Raw genomic sequence first — 23,334 nt, forward strand, 5'->3', positions numbered from 1 at the left:
GTTTTACATTTCTTATTTACTCCAAACCACTTGCTTTATGCCCATCTCCAGCTCAAGTTTACCTCCTTTTTGGATATCTCCGAATGTTATATATGGAAGTTTATATGGTTTGCCATTCAGCTTGATACTTTGTATATATTTGTTTTCTTCCGAATTATTTTGCACTCTAATCATAAACTCTTTTCCATTTCCTACATTCAATGCAGCTTTGTCAATAATTGGCGATCCGAAGTAATAACGTCCTCCGGCAGGTTCTACCTGATACATGCCAAGTGCCGAAAGGATATACCATGCCGACATCTGGCCCACGTCTTCATTTCCGGACAGCCCATCGGGCTTATCATGATACAGTTCCGAAAGCACTTGTCTTACCAAAGATGCCGTTTTCCATGGCTGACCGGTCATGGTATAAAGATAAAGCACATGATGGCTTGGTTCATTACCATGGGCATATTGGCCTATAAGACCGCTGATGTCAGGTGATGCTTCTTCTCCCATATTGCCTTCAACCGTGAACAGGGAATCGAGTTTCTGATGAAAATTTTCGCGTGAGCCAAAAAGCCCCATCAGTCCTTCTATATCGTGAGGCACCAGCCAGGTATATTGCCAGGCATTCCCTTCCGTATAATCGTCTTCCCGGTGTGTAGACTGAAAAGGGTTGAAAGGTGTACGCCATTTTCCTTCGGAGGAAAGTCCTCTCAAAAAATGAGTTTCCGTATCAAAATAGTATTTATAAGCCCTGCTTCTGTCATTAAAATACTGGTAGTCTGTCTTTTTATCATTTTGCAGGGCTACTTGTGCCAGAGCCCAGTCTGCCAAAGCATATTCCAAGCATGTAGCTACAGATTCATTGTATTTGTCAAAGGGGATATAACCATACTTTTTATACAGTCCGAGTCCCCGTTCATCGAGCATTGCCGATGCTTTCATAGCTTCGTAAGCCAGTTCGCGGTCAAATCCACTGAAGCCTTTCAGCATGGCGTCAGCCACAACCGGAATAGCCGGATTTCCGACCATACAGTCAGTTTCACATCCCATCAGATGCCATACCGGTAATTTACCTTGCTGCTGATAAATAGCCAGCATCGAGCTTATCACATCATCAACTTTTTCGGGATGGATGACGGACATTAGCGGATGTGCCGCCCTGTATGTATCCCACAGAGAAAAAGTTGTATAATTTACGAATGGAGCATTTACATATATTTTCTTATCCGTTCCCATATAACTGCCATCCACATCACAAAATTCGGAGGGTGCGATCATTGTATGATAAAGGGCAGTGTAAAATGTACGTAATACTTTTTGATCTCCCGACTCTATCTGTATTTTATTCAATTCGCTATTCCACGCCTGATCTGCCTTCCTAACCGTACCGGAGAAATCCCATCCGGGTAGTTCCGCTTCCATATTTCTCCTGGCACCATCAATGCTAACAGGCGAAAGAGCTACTTTTATATAGATTTCTTCTTTATCTTTGGTGTCGAACAATGCCTGTCCGTACACTCCTGTCGCCCTTAGTTCGCGACCGCCTTTTATATTCTCTTGTTCCTCACCATCCGATAATATAAACTGTTTCATCGGTTTAGAAAAGACTGCCGTAAAAAATATCCGCTGGTCATTAGCCCACCCTTTCGAAAAACGATAACCTGATATGACCGTATCGTTTTCCTGAATCAGATATGTGTCCGTCGGTCCATCCCAGTTGAGGTGGCTTTTCAGATCTATAACAACTTTGGATTCTGTTGATTCGGGAAAAATGTACTTATGGAATCCGACTCTTTTTGTTGCCGTCAATTCGACACCGATGTTGTAACGGTCGAGGTGAACGGCATAGAATCCCGCTCTGGCAATCTCTTTATCTCTGCTAAAGAGCGAATACATACCTGAGCCCGGATCACCGGCAACTCCTTTTCCTAATTTCACATCCCCAACGACAGGCATAACTGCAATATCGAGCAAATCGCCAATACCAGTACCGCTAAGATGCATATGTGTAAATCCCCAGATAGTAGAATCGGAAATATGATATCCGGATGTCCAATCCCAGCCTCCGGTAATATTCGTAGGTCCGAGTTGAACCAATCCGAAAGGTACATTCGTTCCGAGAAATACATGCCCGTGCCCCCCTGTGCCGATATATGGATCTACATACCGGGTCAGGTTTTGTATAGTGTCTGTTTGCGGTTTTTTGTTACACGTCGCCGATAAGCAGGCAAAAGACAGTACACATCCGATTATCTTTTTGATATTCATATATTGTAATTTTATTATTCAATTTCTAACAATCAATTTTACAGATTGATCTGGCATCGGTTTTTATTAAAAAATGCCAACCTAACTAATATTAAGCTGGCATTTAAATTATTCAATTATCAACTTTCTATTTTGAAGCCAATCTAAAGTCCTTTATTACATAATGAGTTACCTTCTGGTATGTATTTCCAGAGGGGTTATAACCATAGCTTGTATTCTTAACCACCACTTTTACATAGCGGTAAGTGTACGATGCATTTAATTTGATAAAAGTATTATATTGACCTGTCGAGATAGTTTTTTCGCTTTCTATCGGATCAAATGTACTACCATTATTACTACCAAACAAAGCTAAATTGTTAATTTTAACCCCTGTATTAATATTTCCCGACCATGTCCCCGAAACGATAAAATAATCAAATGTTTTTTGCTGTGCCATATCAATGACGAAATAAACATCGCTTCCGGCAGCCGGCCCCCCGGGAGCACCGGCTTTAATAAGACCTGCGGCATCACCATTATCTTTGATCAGGTTTGCTATCGGCCCACCCCACAAGTCTGTGCCATCGGCCACCGCACCTGATGGCGAAGATTCCTTTATAGTCCAACCGGTACGATCGAGCACACCGTGAACCGTTATCTTCGACTGCACAGTAGCACTATAGCCATCGGTCGCATTTATATCGATTGTCGCAGTACCTCCACTTTTAGGTGTAACCACCAAATAATTACTGGCATCGGCGGCGACAGTTACGATATTCGGATCGGATGATATGTATTCCAACGTATTTCTTGTTGCAGTAGTTGGAAGTACAGTAATCCGGCTTGCATTTGCGGTTCCTTTTGTTATAGTAATGGGCAAGGTTTCGTCATTGGCCCCATTGAACAAATTGTTCACAGAAAAATTCTGATAATTGGCTCCAACTGCAATAGATGAAACAGGAGTTATTTTTACGGTCAAATTACAAATATCAAAAACGCCGCTTTTATCGGTTGCTTCGGCACGTATCTGCGTTTCCCCTTCCCAGATAGGGGTAACAAGCCCGTTTTCGTTCACAATTGCTACTGCCGGATTAGACGAAGTATATTTAAGCAATTTGATATTCGCTTCAGCAGGTAAAATGGTAATTTGCTGCGACAGATCGAAAGTAGGACCAGTTGCATTCGTACGCGTCACCACGCGGTTTTTATAGTCCTCTTTTATCTCAATGCCGGAAATACGTGTTCCCACAACCAGCACATTACATTTGGCCGTTACATTAGCATTATTTTTAGCTACAACGCTTAATATCGCACTTCCGGGCCCTGTTGCAGTCACAATCCCTTTGCTATCGACTGTAAACACTTTAGTATCCCCCGATCTATACTCATAATTTCCTATATCTTCCGCATCCAGAGGTTTTGCCAACACTTTCACATTTGCAACATCCCCCGTATCGGCAAGAATGATTCCGTCGGCTGTAACATCCAGCGATATTTCTGTCACAAGATTACCTTTGGCTACCTGAAGCATATTGTCCTTATCCTCGGAGCAGGCAATAGCCAACATCGACAGAAGCCCAATAACCAATATTTTATTTAAGTTTTTCATATAATCTGTTTTTTATATGTATTTCATCTGTTTCTTACCAATCTTTCTGATATATTTCTCCGGCGACAACCTCCTCACCATACAGGATATTGGATATAATGGTCAACCTGTTCGAGTAGTCCATCACAGCACCATTAAACTGGCCTCTGATATCATACATCAGGTTTACGCCATAGCCTTCATTTTTTATTCTGTTGATGTTCGTTGTACTTATGCTAGGATATAGCACGTTCCCGTTTGTAGAATGGAAAGCATAAGGATATGGTCCCCATTGGGCCTTGGTAAGGCCACCGATGGAACCAAAACTTGTTGAGAAACTTCCATAATACGGGTAATACGAGTAATCTATCATTTGTCCCGGATAAATTCCTTCCACAGGGTTTGTAAGCCCACTGATACCGATATAGTATACTGTAATGATTTTAGGTCTGGGCAGCAGCTTCCTTACTTCGAACAAAAGCCGGCCATATGAAGTCGTATTCGCTCCCGGCAAACCGTTGTTGCCATAGTCGGCCCATTCTTCATCAAAGTCTACTCCATCGAGGCCATAAGCATCTACAGCTGCTTTTATTTCGACAGCAAATTCCTTGGCGGCAGTGTTAGTCAGGTTCAACAACCCGACTCCACCGTGGTTAGGCAGGATACTGAGACAAACTTTGATACCCTTATCCTGAAGCGGTTTGATATATTTGTCACGGTTGGCTAACAAATGCTGCACATTTTCATTAAGGCTCAGATAGACCTTACCGGTCTCGGCATTGTAATTCATATTGGCAGCAAATATCTGACAAATATCAAAAAATGGCTTTCCACTATTTTTCAGCGTATAAGTCCCTACATTAAGTGGATTGTTAGAGTTTACCTCGACATAACATATACTAACCCCATTCCATCCTTCTTTAGCGGAACTTGGAACCGGCGGCGCTACATTTATGACATAATAGATGACTTGTCCGTTAGCCGAAACACCTGTATTCGACACAGCTTTGAGAACTACAGGCAACAGATAAGAGTTACCTTCCAGCGTATTGTCTTTAGTCAGATGCACAAGTACAGGTTCTGATTCCTGTCTCCACTTCGGAATGTTTACATCGCCCTCATTATCTATTTTTACCAAATTTAGAGGGAATAGTTCGTATTGCGTGAAATTCGATTTATTGAATGATTCTACCAAAGACGGATCGATGCTCAGCTTCACATCTATAGCTTTTTCGCCGGGCTTGGTTAATCCGACAATAATATTTTTCACTTCATCTTGTCTTACATCTATATTCAGAACATTGTTTACACTTCCTGCATGTTTCATATAGGCATAGCTCTCATTTGCCGATTGATACGGAAATTCGTCCACTTTCCCTATTACAATATCATCATTACTACACGATGACAACATAAAGACTATCATCAAAAATAGCGAGTATAGACTAATTTTTGTCTGTACCATATTGTGTATATACATAATCTTAAATTTTAATTAAAATAGTATTACTCTTCCCCTAACTCTACGGCCATCCATTTGATAGGACTGGTCGAACCATTTTCTTTCGGAACCAATGTGAGATTATTCCCATTGTTGGTATAGTCATTGATGACATTCCCTTCTCCTTCGTCAAACTTCCAATAAGCCAACAGCCCTTCACTATCAGAGGCCACCTCATATTTCGAAGCATTTAGCTGTTCCTGAGTCCTTACCACATTCCATATGCGGGCTTCACAAATTGCCCCATTCCAAGGTCTGTTATCACTCCACGATTTACCTATAAAGAAATTGCTGGCAAGATTCATCGACGAAGCGCTTCCTCGTGTATCCTTAGCCTGAACTTTGCCATTCACATAAAGAATCATTTCGTGAGTACCCAAATCGTAAGTAAGAGCAATATGCAACCATTGATCTTTAGGTAATCTGAACGCCGCATTCTTGGCCGGCCAGTTTCCTCCAAATGATGAGCTGGTTGCAACCTGTATCTGATCCTCGTAACTTGAATCACCAAAACGAATCAGGAAATAACCCTCAATACCCATAAGAGTAGAAATACCGGCTTCAGGTCCACCCCATTTATTTGCACGTACCAAAGCTTCCATCGTAACCTTACTCAAGCCATTGAAATTTGTCAATACTGAAGGAGCATATAGCCCTGTGTCTTCGATATTGGCAGCTGTTGTGATCGGCGCCCCTTTCCTTAATAGATAGTAATAGGTTTTAGAACCTTTCAGGACATCGATATTCGAAGCGTTTTCAATTGTGACCGGTAATATAAATGTCTTTGTTCTAGGCAAATTATCCAGGTCTTTGAATGTCAGCAGGACATTGGTAGACCTCACTTCTCCGGCGGGTATGATAGCTTTTGTTTCCGATATTTCAAAGAACTCATCCGGCAAGGCTTCGCACTTTGTGGTACTTGTCGCATTATAATCCTCCACTAACGAAAAATCTATCTTATAGTTGATGTTCACATCACTCCCGATAGGCAAGGCCAATGATGACTGGATGTTCCTCTCGATATGAGTGTCTTTGTTTCTCAAAGCGATATATTCGGACTGGGTATTCTTTGCCGCTTCTATATAAGCGACATTTGTAAAGTTCGATTCCTTTTCATCCACCCGGTTGCACGCGGACAATGTTGTTAATAAAAATATAACAATAGTCAGATATTTTATATATGGTTTCATAAGTCAATTATTTTTGAGGAGAAGGATTCATTATTTCAATTGCTTCCCGTGTATATTTATAATCTGATTCTGAGTTATAATAATCATTATTGATATTATAAATAGCCAATCCGGCTTTAGTAAAATTACCCGGTATCTTGAGCCATTTGGCTGTGCCTACGATACAATTGCTCTTGTCGGAAAATACTCCTGTCTTGGTATCGGTAGGGTCCAAAGATGGCGGTAATGCCGACACAACGATACGATCTGTAGGAACTCCCGCCTGAATAGAAGCATGAGCTAATACATCGATCATATTTATATCCTGAGCGGTCTGAGTCTGTAATATAATATAATCAAATTGTTCCAGACGGCTTCTGTCTATAATATTTTCGGGCAAGCCTGCAAAGAGCAATACACCGGCAGAGACATTATTCAATCTATCGAAAATCATATTTTGCACTCTCGTTATATTTTCCAGATCTGCTACTGTTGGGAATTGTATTGAAAAACCCTTATAGCCGATACACAGCCCATCATAATTATATTTGGAAAGCAACGAGAACTGTTTATCGAGTTCCGGTTCGAGAAGCCCGAAGAAGTCTGGAATAACAATTTCAGGATTCTCCTGCGCCGCCTCCTGCGCCTCATTTATTTTATCATTTATATTGCGGGCTATTGCATCATAATCGATCGTATAAACAACTTTAGTACCCTTGTCATTACGCAAGACACTGATTTCAGCCAGCTCCGTATCATTCAGGCTATCGGGACTCATCAAAGACACAATGTCTACCTTATCCGGCAAAGAGCCCAAATGCATACCTCGACTGACATAGTTTTTGTCGCTATTGTCAAACCAGCCTATGAGTAATTGATGATAACTCTTTTTATAGTTTCTCAGATTCTCGAGATATTGTTGATACAATTCACTATTCTCTTCTTCTATGTTCGATACTTTAATATCCAAATTCTCGGGAGAAGTCCAATCATTACAAGAAGTAACTACTCCAACAAAGAAAAAAAGAAGAATAATATTCTTAAAACAAAATTTCTTTTTCATAGCATCTTAATTTTTTTTATCCCACCATAATTTAGTTCCCTGGTTATCAGGGCCATTGAGCAATCCTATTGCATCGTACACGTTTTCTCTGTTCTCGTTGTACTCTGTACTTGAGAATGTCAAACGTTTGACGTATGTGCCATTCGGAACCGCTCCGCCACTCCTGTTTTCCACCACCGGTGCAAGCTTGGGATAACCGGTACGCCTAAATTCGGCCCACGCTTCGTTACCCAATGGAAATATGGCAATCCACTTTTGAGTAATAATTCTTTCCAGATTTTTCTCGAAAGTATCACTGCTATTCCATTTTATCGTTATTGCAGATTTGGCGCTAAAATCATAATTTGTGTTTCCTAACGGATAAGTATAAGATCCGGGCGTATTGGTTGCATCCGCAATATAATTGGCTACCCCCGACGCTCCATTTTGTTCGAATGACAATTCGATACCTTTGTTATACAAAGCCTCAGCCTGTTCGCCCATATTCCAGCCTCTCAGGGCTCCTTCTGCCTTCAGAAAGGCCACCTCCGAGGCATTCATCCACAACATTGGCGTAGCAACACCTACTACGATTTTAGAACACGGAATCAAGGGATCTTTTGCCGCAACAACAATCCCGCCTCTCATTCCGACATAACTACCTGAACTGAAGCCGGATTCGGTAAAATATTTCTCACGGCGGGGATCTTTATATCCATTCATATAAGATATGATATCTGCCCCCGCACGAGAATCGTTCCATTCATTAATTTGCAGATTCCAAGGATTTTTAGTCACCTTAATAAAGGCATTTTCCGCATTCGATACAATAACACCTACCGAATGTGAAACAGCTTCCTCGGCAGTCTGCTTGGCCAATTGAGGCTCAACATAAGACATTCTCATTGCAATACGCAACTTCAGTGAGTTGGCGAATTTGATCCAATTCACAATCACGCCTCCATATACATTGTCAAATTTGGCATAAGACGCCGCATCGACATTTCTATTATCAGTAAGCGTCTCTATTACCTCATCCAATTCTTTTATCATTTGCTTGTAAACATCCTCTTGTGAATCGTATGGGGCCTTGAGGGATGTACCATCTTCGCCCGACCCTATCTTGGAGTACGGTATAGGTCCATAAGCATCCGTCACTCTGTGCATAGAAGCTACTTTATACAATTTGGCAAGAGACAATATCACCGGGTCCTTTGTCATCGTGTGCAATGGCAAATACAGTGGATAAACCGCCGAAATAACATCATCGAAGGGTGCTCTATTCCAGTTAAAAGGAGGGTTGTAGGTAGCAAAACTGCCTTCGCCCCAGTGTGCGATAGCTGCTACATATCCTCCATATTCGCCTCCGGAAAGCCCTTCGACAAACTGGTGCAAATTCTCGCCTGTCGGTATTACATAACCTTGCAGACCGACAAGTGATGCCCCGGTATTATAATTACCTCTCTCCATTTCGTCGTCAGTCACTTCATACGGGTTCTTGTTTATATCATCGAAATTACCAGTACAAGCTTGTAGAGAGAAGATGATTACAAATAGAAATATTTTATAAATAGATTTTGTCTGTATCATAATCTTGTGTATTAAAATTTAACTCTCAGGTTTACTCCGATATTCCGTAAACTAGGAACCATGAAATGATCGATTCCCTGGAAATAGTTTCCTGTGGTAGCAACCGCTTCCGGATCGAACGGAGCTTTATTGTATATCATCCATAGATTACGGCCAACGGCTGCAATAGATACTTCCCCGAATTTCATAATACTTTTAGGGAAAGTGTAGCCAAAACTCAATTCCTGTAATCTGATGTTTGTTGCACTATAAACATAATATTGAGGCAAACCGTCACTTGCTCCAACAGCATTATACCATGTTTCGGCCGGGATTATATCCCCTCGATTTATGGCTACACCTCCGTTATCACGGGCTAGGGCCGATTGTTCCGAAACGCCGTAGAAATCGAGAGCCGCCTGTGTCGATGAATATACGATTCCGCCAAACCTGGCCGAGAACATGAATCCCAGATTAAAGTTCTTCCATGACAAATCGTTTCTCCAAGATGTGTTATATTTAGGGAAAACACTGCCCAGGAAAATATCGTCAGAAGGCACGCTTTGTATATTTCCATTATTATCTACATAGATATTTCCATTATTATCACGCTTCAAATCCTGTGTAGAGTAAAGGTCGCCGAGAGTACCACCTGTTTTCAAAATAAAACTGGCGCGTCCAAGCCCTCCGATATTCAATCTATCTTTATTAATAATCTCTCCGGTTTCGGGATGAATTGCATTCTTTACCAGTTCTTCTATTTTATTCCGGTTGAAGCTAAATATGACGTTACTGGACCAACTCAAATCTTTCCATTTGTTATTATATTTTAAAGCTGTTTCCAATCCGGTATTTCTCACCTTACCGGTTTGCATATAGATTGTCGAATAACCGGAAGATACTGATATCTGAGGTTGGAAAGTCTGATTAATTGTATTTGTATAATACCATGAAACATCTAAACTGAAGTTATCCAAAAAGCGTGTGGTCAATCCTAATTCCCATGAAGATGTCTTTTCCGGTTTGAAAACGCGGATCGGATAAATGGAAGATGTCTCCCATACGCCCCTGTTATCGTCCCATGTATGTGTCGGTGTAGATATGAAACGGGGAATAGGTGTTCCGACATCGGCGTATGAAGCTCTCAGCTTCACATATTTTATTTGTTTTGGCATGGATATTATTTGCGACAAGACGGTAGATAGCCCTACTGACGGATAAAAGAACGAAGGAGTTTCGGTGTTAGCCAATGCAGACTCCCAATCATTACGTCCCGTTAAGGTAAGGTAATAAGTTCCTTTATATCCTATTTCGGCACTGGCAAAAACAGCCTGCGACTGAGTTCTCCATCCCAACTGGCTTTCTCTTTTCTTGTCTCTGTCCAACTGAAATACATTGAATACATTGGGAATACCGTCTTCCCTGACCGGCCCTTCCACTTTAAGTGCATCTGCCTTCAAGTCGCTTATGCTGGCTCCCGCATTGACCATTAGTGTAAAATCACCGAATACTTTATTGATATTTACTAAAGCATCTGCATAAATCTGCTGATTGTTCTCTTTTGTTATCGCATATTGCCCATTGGTACCTGCCAGTGTCGAGTTGGTAGAAGCATAAAGTTTTTCGGTATAGTCATTATTCGAATTATCTATACGGACATGCCCGGTCACATTCAGCCAGTCTAAAGCATCGTAACTGAGCCCTGCATTAATCATATAGCGTTTCTTATCATTATTTTTCAGATTGCGATAGGCTATCCAATACGGATTCTGTAACCTGAAATCTCCTTCACCCTGAGGCCAGTACTGGACATTTATCCCCCGGGCCGGATCATAGCGCTCAAATACCTTTACCATATTAAAATCATCGCCTCTCGGAAACAGATAAGCCGAAGCAATCGGATTTGAATAAACACCGTTATTGATCATATTCTGATCTTTCTGAATGATATAATTCATTCCGTAATCTAATTTCAATTTATCGTTCAAAAAAGAAGTTGTGTTTCTGAAAGTAAAGTTGTACCTGTCATATTGGTTGTTAGGAACTATTCCGTTGGAGTTCACTACCGCTGCCGAGAAATAAGTCTGACTTTTAGCGTTCCCTGTTGCCACAGATACCGCATTTGTAAAGACTGTTCCTGTCTCGAAAAAGTCGTTTTTCGGAAAATAGCCATATGAATTTTGAGGAACTAATTTCTCACCCCAACTCCTGATTGTAGAACCGCCCTGAGCAGCTAAGTCTCCGGTCCCGTACCTATTCTGAAAACGGGGAAGAACAAACGGATTCAATATTTCGGTATTACTGGAAAACGTCACGTCTAATTTATCGGCAGAACCTTTTTTCGTAGTTATTACAATCGCCCCATTTGCACCCTGATTACCATATAAGGCTGCTGCTGCCGCTCCGGTCAATACCGATACAGTTTCAATATCTTCAGGATTGATGTCAGCTATGGCTTCAGTCGTACCCGACGATGCAAACTCATCGCCTCTACCTCCACTACCGCTGCCTCCCATTGTGTACATAGGGATGCCATCAATCACATAAAGGGCATTGTTTGATTGCTCTATGGATTTTGCTCCACGCATTACAACCTTACTGGCTCCCCCAACTCCGGATGAACCGGAATTTATATTTACCCCAGCTATTTTTCCTGAAAGTGAGTTGATCAGATTGGCATCTTTTACGGTGGTCAATTCGCGTTGATTGATTTCCTGTACATTGTAGCTCAATGCTTTTTGGGCACGCTTAATACCCAAAGCCGTGACAACAACTTCGTCGATAGTGATTTGGGCGTCCTCAAGTATTATATTGTAGTTGGATTCGCTACTCAATATCACTTCTTTAGTCTTCATACCGACAAAAGAAACTAATACCGATTTGGTATCATTTGGTATCGATAGTGAAAACACACCATCCACATCTGTCATAGCACCAATAGTAGAGCCCTTAACTACAATCGAGGCTCCAATAACAGGCTCCCCGCCGCTATCTTTTACTACGCCGGTTATTTTCCGCTCAGTTTGAAGGACCTGTTGCCTTTCGGAATTGGACGATAACTCTTTCGACAGGATAATCTGATCCCCTTCGAGTTTATATACAATATCGGTCTGCTGAAATAAAGTTTTCAGTACAGATTCTACTGTTTGGTTTTTTACATTAATATTAACTTTCCGGTCTACATCTATCAATTTACTATTATATAGAAAATGATACTTAGAGTTTTCTTCAATAGAGTTTAATACGTCTTCTACTGATACATTCTTAAAATTCAAGGATACGATCGCAACCTGCGAATACATATTACTTGCTCCCACGTGAAATATTATTCCAAATAACAATAAAATTGTGATTCTCATAAAGATTGGAATTTTAGACATAAGGCTAAAATAATGATTATAGCCTTTTAAGATTAGTAAATTCTTCATACTTTTACTACATCAAATAATTAGGTTAGAACTTAATTAGTTTATTACCATTTTCGTCAGGTGAGATTTTCGAAAGGTAATAAGGTTTGATAACTTTGTAGGAGGAGAAGTGCTCATTGCACTTTTCCTTTTTTTAATTGTCTTTCTGCATGGTTATAATTTTTTGGTTAATAAATGGATTTATAATAATTCTTTATAAAGAGATGATCGAGGTACGACAAACTCTAATAGTGAAACTTTACTCTACTATTTCTTTAAACTTATAACAACAATCTTTTTTGAGAAGCTATAATCTCCCGATTGTTCAGGCGCTATTATCTTATATTTTATAGGAGCTGTTTTCTCCAACAAACAGAGTATTTCATTTAATGTTTCGGTTGTAAACGTAGCCGAATATTCATAGTCATACAGGTCTTTGCCTTCCAAATGTATATCAACATTAAAGTGACGCGCCAAACGCTGGACAATTTCGGCCATACTAGTTCTTCTGAACACCATTTTTCCTTCTACCCATCCGGTTTTTACAGCTAGATGGGCATTTTCGACCGCAATCGATTTTTCTCCTTTATTGTATGCTAAATACTGTCCGGGAATAATATCTTTGTTAATGGAATTATCAATATTCTTAACCTCAACATTCCCTCTTACCAAGGTTACGTCTATGTTGTTGTCTTCGTAGTAGGCACTTATATTAAACTCCGTACCGTAGGCACTCACTACTAATTCGTTTGCCGTAACAACATCGAAACGATTAGACTTATCTGACCTAACTTTAAAGTAAGCTTCACCTGTGAGATGCACTGTACGCTTGTTCCCTGTAAATGTCTGAGGATATGTCAACTTCGATCCGGAATTTAACCATACTTCTGTACCATCAGGCAGTGTCGTTTTAGTTACTGTTCCACGTGCAGACGATATTTGTATTTCCTGTATCGATAAATTTTTACCTGAATTAAAATATAAGAATCCTGTAAATAATAATATTGGTAGTAAAAGTATTGCAGCTGCATTACGGGAAAAATATAAAAACTTATTTCTATACTTGTCTTTACGTATTCTTTTCGAAATTCTATCCCAGTTCTTAGCCGTGTCTACATTATTATGCATCTTCAGATTTGAGGAAGTTTTCCAAATGAAAGCGATATCATTCACTTCTTTTTGCAATTCTACAGAAGCATCTATTTGTTCTTCAAACAGACGTTGTTCGTTTTCAGGCAATTGCTTCTCCAAAAAAGCAATTATATGTCGGGTATCAATGGCCATTTATTTCTTTTTATATACTAGACGAACAAGATAGAATATACCCTATGAAATATAAAAAATTACCAGAAAAAAAGTATAAGGAGAGGCAAATAATCTTTTAATTCGACTCTGAGTATTTTAAGGGCTTTGGATATATGTGCTTCAACTGTTTTTAAAGAAATACCTTGCTGCTCAGCAATTTCTTTATATGTCTTTCCTTCAAATCGATTCAACTCAAATACATTTCTTACATTTTCCGGTAGTTTAGCCAATGCTTCTGAAAGCATCTGCTCTAATTCGATATGTGAATACAAATCATCGGATGTATATTTTGATTTTTCCTGTGCTTCTTTTTCTTGCCATACACGTACCAGGTCTTGTTTACGCAGATAATCTATACACGAATTTCTTACGCTGGTAAGAAGAAAATTCCGGCTCGAAGTATTTATTTCTATTGATTTTCTATTCTTCCATATTCTAAAAAATGTATCCTGTACAATGTCTTCACACGTTGCCCAATCATCTATATACCGATGAGAAAAAATGCATAAAGAGGAGAAAAACTCAAAAAACAAGGTACGAAAAGCCTCGTCATCATCTTTAAGCGCTATTCTCCAAAATAATTTATCTATTGCATCCGAACTTACTAATCCCATATATCAAAATTATACAAAATGTTTAATACTTCTACTCTATCGATATAATTTTTAATTCAAAATCTATAATATCAGTAGATTCGTGTAGCGAAATGCTTTGGATAGCACTTGGAGCCTTTTAGTTGTGACAAGTTTTCAAATTTTGTATCTTAGTTCATTGAAATACAGTAAGCCCGCAAACGCGAGCCGGTAAAGGATAAAAAAAGAGTATGCAAACCACAATTTAGCTGCAATTACTATCGAGCCATTTTTGAGCTTCGGATGCCCCTAAACGGGCGGCAATAGTCATACATTGAACAGTATAATTCCAGTGATCTGTGTTGTAATTACTCAAAGAAACATAAGTATCCCCAAGATTATAATATGCGTCTTTATCATCAGGGTCAATTTCGATTGCTTTGTTATAATCCGCAATGGACAAGGCCCTGCAAAACGAACTGTTTCTGGAAGCAGAGCCCGTTTACCATACCATCCAAAGCGGGGACAGCAAAGGCAGGAAGATACGGATGGTAAAGGACAAGCGGAGGTTGAAAAGGCTGATACAAAGGGAGATACTCAAAAGGAGATACAGCAAATGAAATTCAACCTTTAAAAACGGAGAAACAAAAAAGACACGCAAATAATTATACAGACTGTTATAAAAGCCTCTATTGATGGTAACATCCCGTTATCATTAATAAGTGCACTTTTTGTTATCATTTTCCCTGCCGGACATTTTTCCACCGGAGGACTGCATCCTCTGCCGATTATCCGGTATATAATGTATATAAACGACTTAAATACAAATCCTCCGCCAAATCTTCCGGTCGCCATTTCTCTGATAAGCTAATTTTCAAACATTATTAAATTGTCTTTTTTGTTCTACCCCCTAATCATGAATAAAAATATATTTAAAGTCTGTTTTTTATTTTTAATTGTCAACATTCAACTCAAAAAGGTTACAAAAGTAACACTTCTTACAGCCAACAGCCAACAACTCGTATCTTGTATCTCGTAACTTTTCAAAGGCCTCATATAATAGATAACTTTTATGATTAAAGATTCAGAAAAAATCTACAAGATAATTTTAAGAAACCGTTTAAATTTTATAGCATATCTTTTTTATAAGTATTTTTAGTTTCTTAAAAAATGGATGTCGTATTTTGTCGTCCTGAAGAACGAAGTATCCAAACTCTGGCGGGCAAGCCACCACCAACAATTTAATAATTTCATGCGGTTGCCCTTTCTTCAGAGTAAAATGATTTTAAGATGCAAATATCAATTGTATTAGATACATCTAATTTGTGTTTTATAACATAGAAATAATTCATACCTATTCATATTGGTTTAATCTGAATAATATATACATTTGCGTATATGTTCAAACAAATAAATCATCATGTACCGAATTAAGTTTAAAAATCAAATCCTATTATTGTGTTTTTGTCTAATGTTGTCAGGATCATATTCATTTGCCCAAGACAATAAAAAAACTATTATTTCTGTCGATGCCGGAAAAGTGGAGAATAAAATCCCCCCTTTACTATATGGATCATGTATTGAAGATGTCAATCATGAAATATATGGGGGATTGTACGACCAACGAATTTTTGGAGAAAGCTTTGAGGAATCTCAAGCGCTACTCAATTTTTCCACTTATGGAGGAAGTTGGATATTAGAAGACGATTATGCATCCATAAATGCAGGCGGTGGATCGAAAGCTGTTTATGATTTAGCTGAAATCGGGGACGGATACGTTGAAGTCGACTTGAATTTTAAAGATACTAACGGTGAAAATGCCGGTATTTTGATTCACGTTACAAACCCAGGCACAGGGGCGGACAACTTCAACGGATACGAAATTAGCCTCACTCGAGACGGACAAAAGGTGATAATTGCTAAGCACATGCATAATTGGATACATTTAACAGATCTGAAAACAAACATAAATCCTTTTGCGTGGACTAGATTAGGCGTTAGAAGCAAAGGAAACACAATAGAAGTGTATATAAACGGAGTATCAATTGGTAGCTATACAGATAACGACCAAGCTTTACTTGCCGGGAAAGTGGCTCTTCGTACATGGAGGTCGGATGCAAATTTTCGAAACCTGGCGATTAAAACAGCAACTATAGATTCATTTATCTCTCTTATGGGAAAAGGATCCTTAGGGGTTAGCAATAAATGGGACTTAATTCAAACGGGAAATGCAATTGCAAATTTTAAACGAGATAGCAATAATCCATTTAACGCAGCCTATTCTCAAATGATTGAAAAGACTGGAGGAAAGGGAATAGTCGGTGTTTCAAATATGGGGTTGAATAGATGGGGAATCGCACTCGGTCAAAATCAAGCTTTTGCCGGACGCCTATATTTGAGAGGGAATGGAAATGTGAAGATTGCATTGGAAAGTGAAGACGGATTAGTACAATATGCAATGAAAGATTTGGGTAGTATTACTACAAATTGGGAAAAATATGAATTTGAACTCATTTCAAATGCAAAAGACTCAAAAGCCCGCTTTACTGTTTATATGGAAGATAATGGTAAAGTTTGGATCGACCAAGTTGTTTTAATGGGTACTGATGCAGATCAGTTTAATAAACTACCTTTGCGAAAAGACATTGCTCAAGCAATGGTTGATCAAGGGCTCACATTCTTGCGTTATGGAGGGGGAATGATCGAATCTCCGGAATATCGCTTTAAAAACATGATCGGAAACCGAGATAAGCGCCCTATTTATAAAGGCTATTGGTATCCCTATACTACAAATGGATTTGGCATAGAAGAATTTCTTCAGTTTTGTGAAGTTGCTGGGTTCACTCCTTCTTTCGCCATAAATATTGAAGAAGATCCGAATGATATGGCCGATATGATCGAATACTTAAATGGCCCGGTGACATCTGAATGGGGAAAGAAACGGGCAGAAAACGGACATCCGAACCCCTACAATATTGTTTACCTTGAAATAGGAAATGAAGCTATTATCTGGGGTAATAACAAAGAGGGGTATCAACATTACATCGAACGCTTCAATTTGATTTATGATGCAATAAAAGCCAAAGATTCAACTATTCAATTTATTAATTCGGCTTGGTGGCGTCCTGAAATTGAAGCGCGTGAAAATATGAAAATGGTTTTCCATGCTTTGGATGGCAAAGCTACCTATTGGGATTATCACCCTTGGATGGATACTTATGAGCAGGCTCTCAATGCAGAAAAAGAAATAAAAGAAATGCAAAAATTATTCAAAGAATGGAATCCGAACTCAACTATGCAATGTGCTGTTTTTGAAGAGAATGGAACTACACACAATATAGAAAGAGCATTAGCACATGCTACCATGTTAAATATTGTACGTAGAATGGGCCATTTTGTGTTGGCTACTTGTCCTGCAAATGCATTGCAACCATATATGCAAAATGATAATGGTTGGGATCAGGGACAGATATTTTTTACTCCGTCTCAAGTGTGGGGGATGCCTCCTTATTATGCACAACAAATGGCTTCTTTACATCATAAGCCGTTACGTTTGTACAACAGCGTTTCCAGTGCCTTATTAAATGTAACGGCAACAACCGATGAAAAGAAAAACGAAGTAGTTTTGCATATTATAAATAGAAGTAGTGAAAATATATTGGCAACACTTAATTTCTCAAATTATAACAACAATCCTATACTTAAAAAGGCCATTACATTATCAGGCCCTTTAAAGGAAGCAAATTCTCCGGAAGAACCCGAAAAATATATCCCTGTCGACCGTACAACTTCAATTAAAAATGCTCTGAACCCAGATTTCCCAGGCAATTCATATACAATTCTGGTTTACCAGCGAAGGCGATAATTGCGATTCGGAAAACTATATAAAGTTATACTTAGATAAGCATACTGTCGCAAATTGTTATAACAGCACCCGGTAAATGTATCAGGTGCTGTATGTCGGTTGAATAATTTTGTACTAGTAATTAAAATCTTATGTATTCCTTGAGCATTCAATGGTATAGGTAAATGAATCTGCGCGATAATAACCGATATTATATTCAACTTCCACATTATTTATATCATAAACATATCTCTTGCGTATTAGAATAGGATCACCCTCTTCAAGGCCTAATTTTGAGGCTATAAAATTATTAGCAGGAGCAGCATTCACCTCCTCCTTCGAAGTTTTAACAATAATCCCATAATCTTGTTCCAATATTTCATACAATGGACGATTGAAATTTTCCGAACCGTTTAATCCTATTTTAGGATTAAATTGCGATACAAAATATACAAATGGAAAATTCTCTTTTCCCCGAAGGCGCTCTAAATTTAAAACACGGTCTGATGGCGACGAATTAAAGAAGGAGGCAATATGGGGTGATGGAATTTGCCAACTGACATGTAATTCGAAGTTATGAATCGAAATTCCGAGAATCTTCATTTCCTGCGAAAAGCTCATCCAATTAATTGCGCTACTGAACACTTTCTTTCCGGTAACACGAGTACCGACGCCCTTTTTACGAACAAGCAATTCTTCAAACACAAGTTTATTAATCGCTTGTCGCAAAGTATTTCTTGAAATCTTTAATTGTTCGGATAAATCAACTTCGTTAGGTAAATACCTTCCTTCCTGATACTCTTTACGATGAATCAGCTCGCGCAATAGTTCTTCAGCTTGCACATGCAAAGGTATTTTACTTTTGTGATCAATTTCTAGTCGCATATAATTTATTAATCTATTCGTTCTAGCCAAATTTAAGATAAAATATAAAATCTGCAAAGAAAAGTTGTAATATAAAAGAAATAAATATACATTTGCCCTACATATGTACATACAATGATACTATATGATCGAACAATAAGATGTAAGAACATACATTGCAAATAATATAAATAACTTATGAGAAGCAAATACAATAAAAGGCCTGCCGTATCTGTCAAAGGCTTTGCAATAAAAGACTGGGAGAATATCATTAATTTAATAGCTCATAAAAGTGAAAGAGCCAATGTTTTAGTTGTAGACTGCTATGTTGGAATACATTATGACGAATTAAAGAATCGTTTTTCTCAAATTGAAAATGCATTATTCATTGACACGGCATCGCTATTCCGATCGGAACAGGAAATCAAGGCTATGACCCAACGGTTTATGACTGATGATGTTCTTTTCGGTTATATGACCAATCTGGCCATGTCCGATTATTTTGATAACGCCAAACTGGAAACTGCCCGGCAAATGATTCGTAATACAAACGGGCTTACAATTATTTTTGGTCATGGCGCCGGCATTGTGGCAGAAGGAAATGTAACTGTCTATGCTGATATGCCACGCTGGGAGATACAATTGCGGATGCGCAGGAAAGAAGTCAAAGGACTTGGCTTCGACAATCGCGAAGAACCATTGTCGTTACAACACAAAAAAGGCTATTTTAACGATTGGAAAGTATGCGACAACCATAAACGCACATTATATGAACAAATAGACTATTGGTTGGACACTACAAGTGAAAAACCTAAGCTAATGGACAAAGATACATTCTCCAAAGCCATGAAAAAGGCTGCAACAAATCCGTTTCGCGTACTTCCATTATTTGACCCTGCGCCTTGGGGCGGGCAATGGATGAAAGAGGTTTGCGGCCTCGATCGATCAAAGCCCAATTATGGCTGGTGCTTTGATTGTGTGCCGGAGGAGAACAGTTTAATTGTGGATGTTGATGGCATCGATTTAGAAATACCATCTGTCAATGTGGTATATACCGAAAGTACAAAACTGTTAGGAGAGCCCGTTGAAGCCAGGTTTGGCAAGGAGTTTCCTATTCGTTTTGACTTTTTGGATACTGTTGCAGGAGGCAATCTTAGTTTGCAGGTACACCCCACAACTCAATATGTACACGATAATTTCGGAATCCATTATACACAGGATGAAAGCTATTATCTGGTGGATGCCAAAGAGGACGCTTATGTATATCTTGGATTGAAAAACGGTGTTGATAAAGACGCAATGATTGACGACCTGAGAAAAGCGCGAAAAGGAGAAATTGTTTTCGACGCAGATAAATATTCCAATAAAATCCCGGCAAAAAAACACGACCACTTTCTTATTCCCGGAGGGACGTTGCACTGTTCGGGGCAAAATTCAGTAGTGCTGGAAATCAGTTCAACCCCCAACCTGTTCACGTTCAAGCTCTGGGATTGGGGACGTTTGGGCCTCGATGGAAAACCTCGCCCAATAAATGTGGAACGGGGAAAAGATGTCATACAATGGAACCGTGATACGGATTACACGAATGCTTTGCTGGTTAATCAATTCGAAGTTATAGCCAAAGGCGACGGATGGGTGGAAGAGAAAACAGGACTTCATAAAAATGAATTTATCGAAACGCGCAGGCACACATTTACAAAAGCAGTTACACATGTAACAGGAGACACGGTAAATGTGTTAAATCTGATAGATGGAGAAGAGGCGATAGTGGAAAGCCTGAATGGCGAATTTGAACCATTGATTGTTCATTATGCCGAAACATTTATCATTCCTGCTTCTATCCAAAAATATATAATACGTCCTTACGGAGCATCAGAAGGTAAGGAATGTATGACCATTAAAGCCTATGTCAGAATATAATAAACTATAGCCATGAAACAACAATCCAATAACCTTAAAGTATTTATCCCTGTCATATTAAGTTTCTTCGTAATGGGAATAGTTGATGTAGTAGGTGTCGGCGCCAATTTTGCGCGGAAAGACTTCTCTCTTGACGACCTCACCGCCAGCATTATCCCGATGATGGTATTCCTTTGGTTCGCCATATTTTCTATACCAACGGGCATGCTTATGAATCGGATAGGACGTAAAAAAACTGTTCTATTGGCAATTTTCGTAAATATACTGTCACTGATTATTCCCTATTTATTCTACAATTTCTATGTTGTAATCTTTGCTTTTGCTTTGCTGGGAATAGGAAACACTATTCTGCAAGTATCGCTCAATCCGTTGGTTGCAAGTATTGTTAGAGGAGATAAGTTAGCCAGTACATTGACTTTCGGTCAATTTGTAAAAGCAATTTGTTCGTTCGTAGCGCCTATTATTGCAAGTATGGCGGCTAAACAGTTCGGGGACTGGCGATTGATTTTCGTTGTGTTTGCTGTTGTTTCGCTCATTTGTTTTGCTTGGCTTTATTTCACACCGATCAAAGCAGATGAGGACACAGACAAAAAAGCAACCACATTCGGTTCCACATTGTCGCTGCTGAAAGATGTATTTATTTTTCAATTATTCTTAGGGATTCTTCTTATTGTTGGTATTGATGTTTGCATGAATACCAATACGCCTCAGCTTTTGATCCAGCGTTTAGGTATTACCACCGAAGATGCAACTCTTGGATCGAGCCTTTACTTTGCAGCAAGAACTATCGGAGCATTCCTCGGATCATTTATATTGATGAAATATAAACCAGCATCCTTTTTAAGAATAAATATGATTGTAGCCATAGGTGCTTTTGCAATCTTGATGTTCGCTTCGCAACAATGGCCGTTGCTTGGGGCGGTCGCCTTGATAGGCTTCACCTGCGCCAATGTATTCTCGATTATTTTCACTGTGGCGCTACAATATAAGCCTCAGCAAACGAACGAAGTCTCATCGCTGATGATCATGGGTGTAGCTGGTGGTGCAATTGTAACACCAATTACCGGGCTGTTATCGAAGACGATGGGTATGGGCGGAGGTTTCGGGTTGTTGTTATGCTGTGCTGTATATATTTTGTCTCTATCGATAAAATTCTCTAAACAATCATAAACCATGTATAATAAAGACAAACGTATAGTAATGACTTTGGATGCGGGAGGTACGAATCTGGTATTTTCGGCTATGCAAGGAAATGAAGAAATTGTAACTCCGATTTGTTTATCGGCTAATCCCTACAATCTGAACGAATGTTTGCAAACACTAGTCAAAGGATTCACCCAAATCAAAGAGGAATTGAAAGACGAGCCAGTAGCAATCAGTTTTGCATTCCCTGGTCCGGCCGACTATAAAAATGGTATAATAGGCGATTTGCCTAATTTTCCATCATTCCGCGGAGGAGTAGCCTTAGGCCCTTTTCTGAAAGAAAAATTCGGAATACCTGTATTTATTAATAACGATGGAAATCTGTTTGCCTATGGTGAAGCATTGGCTGGCGCATTGCCACAATTAAATGCAAAATTAGCGGCCGCAGGGTCCCCGAAGAGATATAAAAATCTAGTTGGTGTCACTTTAGGTACGGGATTTGGTGCAGGCGTTGTTATCGATAATGAACTTTTGACAGGAGATAATGGTTGCGGAGGCGATGTTTGGGTGTTCCGTAACAAATTTTATTCTGATAAGATCGTTGAAGAAAGCGTCAGTATACGAGCTGTAATCCGCGTATACAATTCCCTTACAAGCATAGACGATAAGACAATCACGCCTAAAGATATCTTCGATATTGCAGAAGGAACTAAATCGGGAAACAATGAAGCAGCCATTAAAAGCTTTGCCGAATTAGGTAAAGTGGCGGGCGATGCTATTGCCCATTTACTGACATTTACGGATGGTATTGTGGTCATTGGCGGGGGAATAACAGGTGCCGCGAAATACATCCTTCCATCATTGATGGGAGAACTCAAATCTGAATTGGGGACATTTGCCGGACAGTCATTTCCCCGTTTACAAATGGATGTGTACAACCTGAATGATGAGAATGATTTTACTAAGTTTCTGACCAATAAAACCGCAAAAGTAAAGATTCCTGATACAGAAACATATGTCGACTATAATTACATTAAGCAGTCGGGTATATTGCTTTCTACCCTGGGTACAAACAAAGCGGTGTCTTTGGGAGCATATGCTTTCGCATTGCAACAATTGGATAAACAATAACGCCTTCGTATTGCCTTACATACAGAGCGGCCTATTTTATT

16 protein-coding genes are annotated in these 23,334 nt (G+C 39.3%); 5 read left to right on the plus strand and 11 right to left on the minus strand.

Going from position 1 to position 23,334, the window contains the following annotated elements:
• Positions 1–12 precede the first annotated feature (12 nt).
• From ACYPZI_RS06395 to ACYPZI_RS06440, 10 genes are all read right to left on the minus strand, one after another.
• Positions 13–2,256, minus strand: a complete 2,244-nt coding sequence (locus ACYPZI_RS06395; RefSeq protein ID WP_459599765.1) for a GH92 family glycosyl hydrolase — start codon at positions 2,254–2,256, stop codon at positions 13–15.
• Positions 2,257–2,383: 127 nt separating this feature from the next.
• Entirely contained in the window at positions 2,384–3,847 is a 1,464-nt protein-coding gene (locus tag ACYPZI_RS06400) for an Ig-like domain-containing protein (protein WP_459599767.1), read from the minus strand.
• 34 nt (positions 3,848–3,881) lie between these two features.
• A complete protein-coding gene (locus ACYPZI_RS06405) occupies positions 3,882–5,306 on the minus strand; it encodes a BT_3987 domain-containing protein (protein WP_459599769.1) in 1,425 nt (474 codons plus the stop codon).
• A 26-nt stretch (positions 5,307–5,332) separates the two neighbouring features.
• A complete protein-coding gene (locus tag ACYPZI_RS06410) occupies positions 5,333–6,517 on the minus strand; it encodes a DUF1735 and LamG domain-containing protein (RefSeq protein ID WP_459599771.1) in 1,185 nt (394 codons plus the stop codon).
• A 7-nt stretch (positions 6,518–6,524) separates the two neighbouring features.
• Positions 6,525–7,559: a glycoside hydrolase family 18 gene (locus ACYPZI_RS06415; RefSeq protein WP_459599773.1), complete on the minus strand. Its 1,035-nt coding sequence runs from the start codon at positions 7,557–7,559 to the stop codon at positions 6,525–6,527.
• A gap of 6 nt (positions 7,560–7,565) precedes the next feature.
• A complete protein-coding gene (locus tag ACYPZI_RS06420; protein ID WP_459599774.1) occupies positions 7,566–9,128 on the minus strand; it encodes a RagB/SusD family nutrient uptake outer membrane protein in 1,563 nt (520 codons plus the stop codon).
• Positions 9,129–9,139: 11 nt separating this feature from the next.
• Positions 9,140–12,466: a SusC/RagA family TonB-linked outer membrane protein gene (locus ACYPZI_RS06425; protein ID WP_459599776.1), complete on the minus strand. Its 3,327-nt coding sequence runs from the start codon at positions 12,464–12,466 to the stop codon at positions 9,140–9,142.
• 315 nt (positions 12,467–12,781) lie between these two features.
• On the minus strand, positions 12,782–13,798 hold the full coding sequence (locus ACYPZI_RS06430; protein ID WP_459599777.1) for a FecR family protein: 1,017 nt from the start codon (positions 13,796–13,798) through the stop codon (positions 12,782–12,784).
• 59 nt (positions 13,799–13,857) lie between these two features.
• On the minus strand, positions 13,858–14,433 hold the full coding sequence (locus tag ACYPZI_RS06435; RefSeq protein ID WP_459599779.1) for an RNA polymerase sigma-70 factor: 576 nt from the start codon (positions 14,431–14,433) through the stop codon (positions 13,858–13,860).
• Positions 14,434–14,656: 223 nt separating this feature from the next.
• Entirely contained in the window at positions 14,657–14,854 is a 198-nt protein-coding gene (locus ACYPZI_RS06440) for a tetratricopeptide repeat protein (protein WP_459599781.1), read from the minus strand.
• Between ACYPZI_RS06440 and ACYPZI_RS06445 the strand changes: the two genes are divergently transcribed.
• Together ACYPZI_RS06445 and ACYPZI_RS06450 are read left to right on the plus strand one after the other, a co-directional pair.
• Positions 14,847–15,011, plus strand: coding sequence for a hypothetical protein (locus ACYPZI_RS06445; RefSeq protein WP_459599783.1), 165 nt, complete (start codon positions 14,847–14,849; stop codon positions 15,009–15,011). The two genes, ACYPZI_RS06440 and ACYPZI_RS06445, sit on opposite strands and share 8 nt — an antisense overlap.
• Before the next feature lie 851 nt (positions 15,012–15,862).
• Positions 15,863–18,256, plus strand: coding sequence for a family 16 glycoside hydrolase (locus tag ACYPZI_RS06450; RefSeq protein WP_459599785.1), 2,394 nt, complete (start codon positions 15,863–15,865; stop codon positions 18,254–18,256).
• Between the two features lie 129 nt (positions 18,257–18,385).
• Here the strand turns inward: ACYPZI_RS06450 and ACYPZI_RS06455 are convergent, their stop codons facing one another.
• The gene (locus tag ACYPZI_RS06455) at positions 18,386–19,120 is read right to left on the minus strand and encodes a GntR family transcriptional regulator (RefSeq protein WP_459599787.1); all 735 of its coding nucleotides are present in this window, start codon (positions 19,118–19,120) and stop codon (positions 18,386–18,388) included.
• 177 nt (positions 19,121–19,297) lie between these two features.
• Between ACYPZI_RS06455 and ACYPZI_RS06460 the strand changes: the two genes are divergently transcribed.
• Genes ACYPZI_RS06460 through ACYPZI_RS06470 form a run of 3 tightly spaced genes read left to right on the plus strand, consistent with a single transcriptional unit; the run spans position 19,298 to position 23,293 of the window.
• The gene (locus ACYPZI_RS06460; protein ID WP_459599789.1) at positions 19,298–21,019 is read left to right on the plus strand and encodes a class I mannose-6-phosphate isomerase; all 1,722 of its coding nucleotides are present in this window, start codon (positions 19,298–19,300) and stop codon (positions 21,017–21,019) included.
• A 12-nt stretch (positions 21,020–21,031) separates the two neighbouring features.
• The gene (locus ACYPZI_RS06465; RefSeq protein WP_459599791.1) at positions 21,032–22,189 is read left to right on the plus strand and encodes an MFS transporter; all 1,158 of its coding nucleotides are present in this window, start codon (positions 21,032–21,034) and stop codon (positions 22,187–22,189) included.
• 3 nt (positions 22,190–22,192) lie between these two features.
• Complete coding sequence (locus tag ACYPZI_RS06470; protein WP_459599793.1) at positions 22,193–23,293, plus strand: ROK family protein; 1,101 nt, start codon at positions 22,193–22,195, stop codon at positions 23,291–23,293.
• Positions 23,294–23,334 lie beyond the last annotated feature (41 nt).

Source organism: Dysgonomonas reticulitermitis (assembly GCF_054601275.1).

What these genes read in the sequence shown, in the direction of transcription:
- ACYPZI_RS06395 (WP_459599765.1), bottom strand. Translation starts at nt 2,256, where the DNA reads ATGAATATCAAAAAGATAATCGGATGTGTACTGTCTTTTGCCTGCTTA.
- ACYPZI_RS06400 (WP_459599767.1), bottom strand. Translation starts at nt 3,847, where the DNA reads ATGAAAAACTTAAATAAAATATTGGTTATTGGGCTTCTGTCGATGTTG.
- ACYPZI_RS06405 (WP_459599769.1), bottom strand. Translation starts at nt 5,306, where the DNA reads ATGTATATACACAATATGGTACAGACAAAAATTAGTCTATACTCGCTA.
- ACYPZI_RS06410 (WP_459599771.1), bottom strand. Translation starts at nt 6,517, where the DNA reads ATGAAACCATATATAAAATATCTGACTATTGTTATATTTTTATTAACA.
- ACYPZI_RS06415 (WP_459599773.1), bottom strand. Translation starts at nt 7,559, where the DNA reads ATGAAAAAGAAATTTTGTTTTAAGAATATTATTCTTCTTTTTTTCTTT.
- ACYPZI_RS06420 (WP_459599774.1), bottom strand. Translation starts at nt 9,128, where the DNA reads ATGATACAGACAAAATCTATTTATAAAATATTTCTATTTGTAATCATC.
- ACYPZI_RS06425 (WP_459599776.1), bottom strand. Translation starts at nt 12,466, where the DNA reads ATGAGAATCACAATTTTATTGTTATTTGGAATAATATTTCACGTGGGA.
- ACYPZI_RS06430 (WP_459599777.1), bottom strand. Translation starts at nt 13,798, where the DNA reads ATGGCCATTGATACCCGACATATAATTGCTTTTTTGGAGAAGCAATTG.
- ACYPZI_RS06435 (WP_459599779.1), bottom strand. Translation starts at nt 14,433, where the DNA reads ATGGGATTAGTAAGTTCGGATGCAATAGATAAATTATTTTGGAGAATA.
- ACYPZI_RS06445 (WP_459599783.1), top strand. Translation starts at nt 14,847, where the DNA reads ATGGACAAGGCCCTGCAAAACGAACTGTTTCTGGAAGCAGAGCCCGTT.
- ACYPZI_RS06450 (WP_459599785.1), top strand. Translation starts at nt 15,863, where the DNA reads ATGTTGTCAGGATCATATTCATTTGCCCAAGACAATAAAAAAACTATT.
- ACYPZI_RS06455 (WP_459599787.1), bottom strand. Translation starts at nt 19,120, where the DNA reads ATGCGACTAGAAATTGATCACAAAAGTAAAATACCTTTGCATGTGCAA.
- ACYPZI_RS06460 (WP_459599789.1), top strand. Translation starts at nt 19,298, where the DNA reads ATGAGAAGCAAATACAATAAAAGGCCTGCCGTATCTGTCAAAGGCTTT.
- ACYPZI_RS06465 (WP_459599791.1), top strand. Translation starts at nt 21,032, where the DNA reads ATGAAACAACAATCCAATAACCTTAAAGTATTTATCCCTGTCATATTA.
- ACYPZI_RS06470 (WP_459599793.1), top strand. Translation starts at nt 22,193, where the DNA reads ATGTATAATAAAGACAAACGTATAGTAATGACTTTGGATGCGGGAGGT.